Here is an 8,468-nt window from a genome sequence, read left to right as displayed (position 1 = left end):
CGCTTGACCTTCAACCTTATCTGCACCTGAAGGGGCGCGGGGGCCCGGAGGCATGCCGACCGCAACGAAGGAGCCCCGTTCGACCCGAGCCCCTGCCCTGGTAGTACCGGAATCCGGTCGGTGGAGCTCGGGTGGTGTCAGGCAGCGACTCCGCGTGCGAGCGAGCGGCTGAACTGCTGTCCGGATTGAACGAGGCGTCGAGCGTCGGTGAGTCGGGTGCGTTCGTACGTGGCGAGCGCGAGCTTGGCCGCTGGACCCTTGACGCCGTGGGCAGTGATGGCCTTGGCGAGTGCTTCTGCGTCGTGGAGGGACGCACTGAAACCACTGCCTGTCATCGGAGTGGGGACGTGTGCGGCGTCTCCGACAAGGGCGATACGTCCGTTGGCGAGGTTGTTCGGCACGTACTCGCTGATGGGGGTACCGATGACCGCGCGCCGGTTGACGCAGTCGAGGATCGCGTCTCGCCAGGGCGAGGGGAACTCGGCGCGTGCCTCGGCCCCGAGCTCGCGGTAGATCTCTTCGGGGATCTGGTCGGCGGTGAGGGAGTGTTGGACGACCGAGCCGTCGATCGCTCCTGACTTACGCAGCAGCGTGTTGCGGGTGGCGTCGTACCAGGCAAAGCCGAGCTGGCGACGCCCGGGTGTGAGAGTTCCGTCCTTGGCGGGGAGCGGGTAGCCGAGGAGTGGTCCGTTCGTGCTGCTCAGGAAGTCGACTCCGTCGGGCCACGATCGGGCGCGGAGTTCCGATTCCTGGGCGATGCCGATCCAGATGACGTAGCCGGCGAACTCCGAGTGAGGCTTGTCCGGCGCGACATGGCGGCGGATCGTGCTGCGGTGTCCGTCTGCGCCGATCACGATGTCGGCATGGAATTTGCGCCCGTCGCGGGTCGTCACCCATGCATCGTTGTGGTTCTGGGCTGCTGCGTCGACGATCGTGTTCGGCAGGAGCCGGATACGACTGTCGGCCCTTGCCGCGGCGCGCAGTCCGTCGTGGACAGAGTGCCAGGTCTGGAGCCCCGCAGGGATCGCGTCGCGACGATTGATACGCGTGCGCCCGGTCAACCGGTTGAGGAGGTCGTGCTCGACATGGAGTGCCGCCCCGGTGCGACCCGAGTCGTCAGAGCGTTCCAGCAAGGTGACCTCGACTCCGGTACGTGCCAGGGTCAGAGCGCTCATCAGGCCGGCCAGCGACGCCCCGACCACTATGGCCGAACCGGTGGTCTCGGCGTGCCCGTCGTTGCGGGCCAGAGTCGGCTTCGTGCTCAAAGAGTTTTCTCCTCGTCTTGTCGTCATGGATATGGCGCCGTGCCCTGGTGGACGACGCGTGTCACGCCGAGTCATGTCGTTCAGAACAGGCTCGTGCCAGTGAGCTTGGTCAGGGTGCCAATCAAGCGGTCCTGGAAGGCCACGTCGGTGACTTCGGGGGCTGGGCTCTGCTGACGCTGGTGGTGCCAGTAAGCCCCTGTGACGTTCGCGGCGGGGTCGTCGCCGGCGGCGAGCCACACCTGGGTGAGGTGACCGAGCTCAAGATCGTCAGGAGCTCCCGGGCCGCCCATCTTCGTGGGCACCCATCCGGGGTCGACCGAGTTGCTGCGCACGTCGGTCCAGTGACGGGCGACTGCGGCGGCCAGCGCGGCGACGTGCAGCTTGCTCTCCGAGTAGGCCGCGCTCGCGTTCCAGCGCCGGGAGGTCCAGTCGATGTCGTCAAGGTCCCCGGAAGCGCCGAGATGCATCCCACTGGTGACGTAGACCAGTCGGTCGGGGCGCTCGATGAGCGCGGTGAGCAGGTAGGGGGCGAGCACGTTGACCGCGAGTGTGCGGGAGTGTCCGTCGACGGTAGCGATACGGGTCGAGGACAGGTAGACGCCGGCGTTGTGGATGACTGCGTCCATCCGACCGATCGTGTTGACCTGCTCGGCGAGGTCGCGGGTCTCAGTGATGCTGCTGAGGTCGCCGGTGACGATCCCCGCGGAGCGTTGCGCGAGTGCGCCGAGATCACTGGCGCGTTCTGGTGAGCGGGCGTGGAGGATCACCTCGTGGCCTGCGGCGAGCAGCGTGCGGGCGTTGGCGAGGCCGAGGCCGTCGGTCGAGCCGGTGATGAGGATGCGGGCCATGAGTGGTCCTTTCAGCCGGGGGTGCGGGGGCCGAGCCGTCCGTTACGGGTTCTCCGCGTGCGGACGGCTCGGCTACTGGTCATTCAGGGATCGGGACGCCGTGGCTCTCGAGAGTGAGCGAGTCGGGATCGGGGCCACCGCGGACTCCGGTGTCGAGAGCGTCCACGGAAGCCACCTCGTCGGTTGTGAGGGTGAAGTCGAAGACGTCGAAGTTCTCTGCGATGCGGTGCGGCTTGACCGACTTGGGGATGGCGGAGAACCCGTGCTCGAGGTGCCAGCGGAGGATGACCTGCGCCGGCGTCTTGCCGTACTTGGCAGCGAGGGCTGTGATCACGGGCTCTTCGAACGGGTTCTTGTCGAAGCCGCCGTACGTGTAGGAGCCGCCGATCGGTGACCACGACTGGGTGAGGATGCCGTGCCGGACGTTCGCGGCGCGCCACTCGGGCTGCGAGTAGTAGGGGTGCACCTGGATCTGGTTCACCGCGGGGAGGATCTCGGTGCGTGAGATCAGTTCGTCCAGCTCGGCCGGCGTCTGGTTGGAGACACCGATCGCGCGGACGCGGCCGTCCGTGAGGAGGGTTTCGAGCGCCTTGTAGGCGGCGATCGTCTTCTCAAAGTCGGAGCCGAGGGGCTGGTGCAGCAGGAGCAGGTCGATCTGGTCAACGCCGAGCTTCCGGGCGCTCTTCTCGAATCCGTGCAGTGTTTCGTCGTAGCCGTAGTCGCTGATCCAGATCTTCGTCTCGACGAAGATCTCGGCGCGGTCGACTCCCGACTTCATGATGCCCTCACCGACCTCGCGTTCGTTGAAGTACGCGGCAGCGGTGTCGATGTGCCGATAGCCGGTCTGCAATGCGGCTACGACGGCCTCAGTGGTTTCTTCCGGGGCGCTCTGGTAGACGCCGAGTCCGATCGCTGGCATCTCCACCCCGTTGTTGAGGGTGACGTGGAGCTGGTTGTTCGCCATGGTCATTCCTGTCGATGGTGGGTTCAGCTGGTGAAGTGGCTCTTCGCTGTGGTGATCGCTGAGACGGCCTTGGGCCAGCCGGCGTAGAACGCCAGGTGTGTGATGGCCTCGGTGATCTCGGTCTGGGTGAGACCGTTCTTGAGGCCGTAAGGGACGTGCCAGTTCAGCTGGTCGACATTGCCCGTGGCCACGAGGCTCGCGATGGTGATCAGACTGCGGTCGCGCGGGGAGAGCTCTGGACGCTCCCATACGTCCCCGAACAGGGTGCCGTCGGTGAGCGCTACGAGCTTCGGCGCGACGTCCCCGAGCATCTTGTGCATGTCGGACTCGGTGCTGTCGGGTGCGGTGTTGTCGGATTCCGGTGTGGCAGTCATCTGAGTTGCCTCCTTAGGCGTTGTATTAGGCGTTGTCGTCGTGCGCGAGTGATGAGGACAGCTCGCGGTGCGCGTCGATCTGGGCGAGGAGGTCGTGTGCCTTGTGCTCGATCGCGGCGACCGCGTCGGCGCCGGCGACCCAGCGCAGCGGCGGCTCGTCCATGTCGACGATCTCGACGAGGGCGGCGCCGAGCTTGGCGGGATCGCCGGCCTGGTGGCCGTTCATCGCCTGCCAGCCGGGGATCGCCTCGGCGGTGCGCTCGGCGTAGTCCTCGATCGAGAGCTCCGGCCAGATGGTGGAGGCTTCCTCGACGAGCAGCTCGGTGCGGAAGAAGCCAGGCTCCACGATGGTGGTGCGGATGCCGTAGGGCTCGACCCCGAAGCGCAGGGACTCCATCCACCCTTCCAGCGCGAACTTGCTCGCCGCGTAGGCGTCCACGAAGACGAGCCCGGTCTGTCCGGCCAGCGAGCTGATGGTCACGACGTGGCCGGACCGCTGCTTGCGCATGATCGGGAGGATTGCGCGGGTGACGTTCATCGGGCCGAACACGTTGGTCTCGAACTGGCCACGGACCTGCGCGTCGCTGGTCTCCTCGAAGAACCCGGCGTAGAAGTTCGCTGCGTTGTTCACCAGCACGTCGATGCGGCCGAACCGGTCCAGAGCCGCCTGGGCAGCGGCCTCGGCGTCCTCGGGCTTGGTGAGGTCAAGCCTGACGACCAGGAGGTCATCGGACTCGCCGACGGCCTTGGCGACTGCCTCCGGGTTGCGGCCGGTGGCGACGACCTGGTGCCCGGCGGCGAGCGCGGCCTTGGCGATGTCGGTACCCATGCCGCGGCCGGCGCCGGTGACGAGCCAGACCTTCTTGTTCTCGGTCATTTCTTGCTGTTCCTTCGTTTCTTGGTGGGAGTGCTGGCCCCAGCGAGGGGCCGTCGAACGGTCTACTGGAAGCCGGTGGGGCGCTTGACGACGTACGGCGCTTCCAGAGCGGCGATCTCGTCGTCGGTAAGGTGCACGTCGAGAGCGGCGACGGCGTCCGGGAGGTGGTGGGGCTTGGTCGCGCCCACGATCGGGGCGCTGACGACCGGGTTCTTCAGCACCCAGGCGAGGCCGACCTGTGCCATCGGGATGCCCCGTGCCTCGGCGATCCGCTGGACGGCGTCGGCGACGGGCTTGTCGGCGTCGCTGAACGCCCGCTCACCCACCGGGTCGTTGGAGGATCGCTTGGTCTGCTCGCCCCAGGGGCGCGCGACGCGGCCCTTGGCCAGCGGACTCCACGGGATCGACCCGACGCCCTGGTCGGCCAGCAAGCCGAACATCTCGCGCTCTTCCTCGCGCATCATCAGGCTGTACTGGTCCTGCATCGACACGAACCGGGTCCAGCCGTTCGACTGTGCTACCTGCTGCATCTTCGCGAACTGCCATGCCCACATGCTCGACGCGCCGATGTAGCGGACCTTGCCGGCCTTCACGACGTCGTGCAGGGCCTCCATGGTCTCTTCGATCGGGGTGTCGTAGTCGAAGCGGTGGATCTGGTACAGGTCGACGTAGTCGGTGCCCAGGCGGGTCAGTGAGGCGTCGATCTGTTCGAGGATGGCCTTGCGGGACAGTCCCTCACCGCCGGGGCCGTCGTGCATCTTCAGGCGTACCTTCGTGGCGAGGACGACGTCCTCGCGGCGCGTGTACTTCTTGATCGCGCGGCCGACGATCTCCTCGCTGGTCCCGAAGCCGTAGACGTTGGCGGTGTCCCAGAAGGTGACTCCGAGCTCGACGGCCTGACGGAAGATCGGCTCGGCGGCCACGTCGTCCAGTGCCCACTCGGTGAAGCCGCGTGAGGTGTCGCCGAAGCTCATGCCACCGAGGCCGATCCGGCTGATCTTGAGCCCTGAGCGGCCCAGTTGTGTGTAATCCATGTCTTCCTCTCCTTGCTTCCCGGGCTGTGCAGCCCGGCGACCAGATGTGTGCCTCGTGGTCGGTCTCAGACCAGGAGGTCTCGCTCGAGAGTCAGCTCTTCGCGGGGCTGCAGGCCGGGTTCGGGTGCGGCCGTGCCGTGGGTCGCTCGCATGATCGCCAGGATGCCCAGCGGGATCAGGCCGAGGAGCGCCATGACGGCGCCGACGATCGACGGCCCGGTTAGGCCGAGCGGTGACTCCAGGGCGACGCCGGCCAGCCAGGTCGCGGCGGCGATACCGACGTTGAACGCCGATACGGTCAGGGCTGAGGCCAGGGACGGGCCGGAGTGCCCGAAGCGGACCGACAGCGGGGTCGCGATCGCAGTGACGCCCAGGCCGGTGAATCCGAGCAGAACGACCAGGATTGCGGTCGGCACCATGAGCGTGGACATCGGGACGAGCAGGAGCAACACAAGCCCTGATCCGCCGGCGATGGCGAAGTAGGTCCTCAGCGGACCGCGGTCACCGAAGCGGCCCGCCAGGTTGGTGCCTGCCACGGCTCCGACGCCGAAGCCGACCAGCAGCAGCGGCACCGCGGTCTCCGAGATTCCGGTACGGCCGGTGAGCAGCGGCGAGATGTAGCTGTAGGCGGCGAGGAACCCGCCGGACACCAGGGCGGTGGCGGCCAGGACGAGCCAGAGCTTCCCCTCCCACAGGACGCCGAGCTGCGAGCGGAGGGTCACGACCTGCTGTTCGGTCTCGGCCGGGGCGAATCGTGCGATCACCACGGCGGTGAGGGCGGCCAGGACGGTCAGCGCCCAGAAGATCCCGCGCCACCCGATTGCCTGACCGGCGAAGGAGCCCAGCGGTACCCCGGCGACGATCGCCAGGCCCATCCCGCTCATCATCACGCCCATCGCCCGTGATCCGTTCCCGGGACCGGCCGCGGAGGTCGCGACCACTGCGGCGACGGCGAGGTACGCACCCGTTGCCAGGGCGGTGATCACCCGGGCCACCAGCACGACCTCGAACGAGGCGCTCAGCGCGGCCACCAGGTGCCCGACCGCGTAGATGACCAGCGACAGCACGAGCGTCAGGCGCCTCGGCATGCGTGCGGTGAACACCGAGAGCGTCGGCGCACCGACGATCATGCCGATCGCGAACGCCGTGATCAGAAGTCCCGCCTGGGCGACGCTGACATCAAGGTCGGACGCCAGGTCGGGCAGCAGACCTGCGATCACGAACTCTGTGGTGCTCATCAAGAAAGTGCCGATTGCCAGAAGTACGACGACAAACGGCAGTTTGGCCTTTTTCCCGACTCGGTCTCGAAGGTCGGCAGTGGACATGGGAATCTACTCTCATCACGGGGGCAAGACCCCGATTGCCGGGGCACTCATTAAGTCAACGCGTCCCGCGGTGAATGAGGGAGCCTGCGTTGAAAGGGGTTCTACCAAAAACCCCCAGAGGACCGCGGCGCCGGATTCCTCGGCAGCGAGCAATGTGGTGTCAGCGTGCGGCGGACCCGTTCGGGGCGTCCGTGTCGGCTGTCTCCGCGGCGTCGGCCGCCCAGCTGGCCAGCATCTTCAGCCCGTCCTCGCTTGGACTGCCGGCAGGGGCGCTGTACACGGTCACGGACAGTCCGTTCGCGTCGGGCAGGGCCAGCGCAGCGTGATCGAGCTGCAGCTCGCCCACCACCGGGTGTCGGATTCCCTTGGTCCCGTCCCGGAAGACTCCGACGTCGTTGGCGCCCCAGAGCACACGGAACGTGTCGCTGCGGGTGGAGAGCTCGCCGATCAGGTTCGACAGCTCCACGTCATAGGGGCTGCGGCCCGCCTCGACCCGCAGGGCTCCGACCGCGGTGCGCGCGACTCGATCCCATTCGAGGTAGAAGCGTCGCGCAGCGGGGCTGAGGAACACGAAGCGCACCGTGTTGTCCCGGCAGGACCGGTCCTCGTACATCTCCGAGAACAAGGCACGACCAAGCGCGTTGGCGTGCAGCACGTCGAACCTGTTGTTCTGCACGAACGCGGGAAGTCCGGGCATTCCGTCCACGAGACGCTCGACAGCCGCCGGTATCGTCGGCCGCGCCGGCCTGCGACGTGACCGGACTGGCGACGAATTCGCGGCGCGCGCGAGATCGTAAAGATGAGACCGTTCGGTCTCGTCCATACGGAGCGCCAGGCTGACCGACTCCAGGACACTGTCGGAGACCCCCTGGAGGTTTCCTCGCTCCAGCCTCGTGTAGTACTCCACGCTCACACCAGCGATCGCCGCTACCTCATTCCGGCGAAGACCCTTGACGCGCCGATTTCCATGAGAGGGCAGGCCGGCCTGCTCGGGCGTGACCTTCTCACGCCGAGACATCAGAAAGTCTCGAACTTCCGGCTGATTGACCATGTATTCACGATACGAGCGTGACCGTCTGCATGGGAGTTTCTGCCAGTAACCCCCAGTCTCGCGCCGCCGTCAGCCGACGGCCTATCTGCGGCTATGGAAGTTTCCCCCGGACTACGTTGCGGACGATTTCGTGCCACGGATTGGTCCCGCGCCACGCGCACACCCACGCAACAAGCACGATTGATCGCTGTAGCGCCAACACGTACCGGAGTCAAACACAACAACGAGCGGTGGCCGGTCCCTTGGTCGCGCCCGGGTGCTGCGCTCGCGCCTGGCGAATTGGTCTCGCGACGTTGGCTGGGAACCGGCCCGCTCAGCCAGCTCCCGCCGGCCCGTGTGTCCACTGTCAACCACATAGTCATGCCGACTAGGTCTTGCCGATCGCGGCCACCACCCACGCTCGATCAACTCCACCGCCGCGTTCACCCCGACGACTCCTGCCTCGTTCTTCGGCATCCCGTCATGGCGCACCCGCAGACATCACGCCGCGGCCCGTCCTGCTCGCAGCCGGACCAGAGGCCCGCCCCCGCTACTACTCCGAGGACGTCCACGAGGCCTCGCCGGAGAACACCGAACTCGTCATCATCCCGAACGCCGGCCACGTCGACCTCTACCACCGCAAGGACCTGATGCCGTTCGACGGCTTGGAGACGCTCTTCCTCGAGAACGACGGCAAGGGCGTGGAGACAGCCACGCAGACCGCGGTACAGACCGGCGCGTCTCTGGCACG

Annotated in this window: 8 protein-coding genes and 1 pseudogene; 1 reads left to right on the top strand and 8 read right to left on the bottom strand. The window is 66.9% G+C overall.

Features of this window, described 5'->3' with window-relative positions:
- Nucleotides 1-137 precede the first annotated feature (137 nt).
- The 8 genes from C8K30_RS30035 to C8K30_RS30000 form a co-directional block, all read right to left on the bottom strand.
- Nucleotides 138-1,340 (bottom strand): FAD-dependent monooxygenase, encoded by a 1,203-nt coding sequence (locus tag C8K30_RS30035; protein ID WP_199230772.1) that lies wholly within the window; start codon nt 1,338-1,340, stop codon nt 138-140.
- Nucleotides 1,341-1,345: 5 nt separating this feature from the next.
- Nucleotides 1,346-2,113, bottom strand: coding sequence for an SDR family NAD(P)-dependent oxidoreductase (locus C8K30_RS30030; protein WP_108496576.1), 768 nt, complete (start codon nt 2,111-2,113; stop codon nt 1,346-1,348).
- Between the two features lie 79 nt (nt 2,114-2,192).
- A complete protein-coding gene (locus tag C8K30_RS30025) occupies nt 2,193-3,077 on the bottom strand; it encodes an aldo/keto reductase (RefSeq protein ID WP_108496580.1) in 885 nt (294 codons plus the stop codon).
- 23 nt (nt 3,078-3,100) lie between these two features.
- The gene (locus C8K30_RS30020) at nt 3,101-3,451 is read right to left on the bottom strand and encodes a carboxymuconolactone decarboxylase family protein (RefSeq protein ID WP_233257578.1); all 351 of its coding nucleotides are present in this window, start codon (nt 3,449-3,451) and stop codon (nt 3,101-3,103) included.
- A gap of 25 nt (nt 3,452-3,476) precedes the next feature.
- Complete coding sequence (locus C8K30_RS30015) at nt 3,477-4,328, bottom strand: SDR family oxidoreductase (protein ID WP_108496575.1); 852 nt, start codon at nt 4,326-4,328, stop codon at nt 3,477-3,479.
- A gap of 62 nt (nt 4,329-4,390) precedes the next feature.
- Nucleotides 4,391-5,362: an aldo/keto reductase gene (locus C8K30_RS30010; RefSeq protein ID WP_108496574.1), complete on the bottom strand. Its 972-nt coding sequence runs from the start codon at nt 5,360-5,362 to the stop codon at nt 4,391-4,393.
- A 65-nt stretch (nt 5,363-5,427) separates the two neighbouring features.
- The gene (locus tag C8K30_RS30005; RefSeq protein WP_108496573.1) at nt 5,428-6,687 is read right to left on the bottom strand and encodes an MFS transporter; all 1,260 of its coding nucleotides are present in this window, start codon (nt 6,685-6,687) and stop codon (nt 5,428-5,430) included.
- A gap of 160 nt (nt 6,688-6,847) precedes the next feature.
- Nucleotides 6,848-7,738: a helix-turn-helix domain-containing protein gene (locus C8K30_RS30000; RefSeq protein WP_108496572.1), complete on the bottom strand. Its 891-nt coding sequence runs from the start codon at nt 7,736-7,738 to the stop codon at nt 6,848-6,850.
- A gap of 374 nt (nt 7,739-8,112) precedes the next feature.
- On the opposite strand from C8K30_RS30000, the pseudogene C8K30_RS31580 reads away from it, so the two are divergent.
- A pseudogene (locus C8K30_RS31580) lies at nt 8,113-8,468 on the top strand (hypothetical protein); the annotation flags it as partial.

The organism is Promicromonospora sp. AC04 (assembly GCF_003058225.1).
Lineage (GTDB): Bacteria > Actinomycetota > Actinomycetes > Actinomycetales > Cellulomonadaceae > Promicromonospora.
The sequence above is the reverse complement of the archived record's forward strand: the minus strand, read 5'-3'. Positions and strand labels throughout refer to the sequence as shown.

Excerpts from the sequence above, each read along its gene's own strand:
- C8K30_RS30035 (WP_199230772.1), bottom strand. The coding sequence starts at position 1,340 with ATGACTCGGCGTGACACGCGTCGTCCACCAGGGCACGGCGCCATATCC.
- C8K30_RS30030 (WP_108496576.1), bottom strand. The coding sequence starts at position 2,113 with ATGGCCCGCATCCTCATCACCGGCTCGACCGACGGCCTCGGCCTCGCC.
- C8K30_RS30025 (WP_108496580.1), bottom strand. The coding sequence starts at position 3,077 with ATGGCGAACAACCAGCTCCACGTCACCCTCAACAACGGGGTGGAGATG.
- C8K30_RS30020 (WP_233257578.1), bottom strand. The coding sequence starts at position 3,451 with ATGACTGCCACACCGGAATCCGACAACACCGCACCCGACAGCACCGAG.
- C8K30_RS30015 (WP_108496575.1), bottom strand. The coding sequence starts at position 4,328 with ATGACCGAGAACAAGAAGGTCTGGCTCGTCACCGGCGCCGGCCGCGGC.
- C8K30_RS30010 (WP_108496574.1), bottom strand. The coding sequence starts at position 5,362 with ATGGATTACACACAACTGGGCCGCTCAGGGCTCAAGATCAGCCGGATC.
- C8K30_RS30005 (WP_108496573.1), bottom strand. The coding sequence starts at position 6,687 with ATGTCCACTGCCGACCTTCGAGACCGAGTCGGGAAAAAGGCCAAACTG.
- C8K30_RS30000 (WP_108496572.1), bottom strand. The coding sequence starts at position 7,738 with ATGGTCAATCAGCCGGAAGTTCGAGACTTTCTGATGTCTCGGCGTGAG.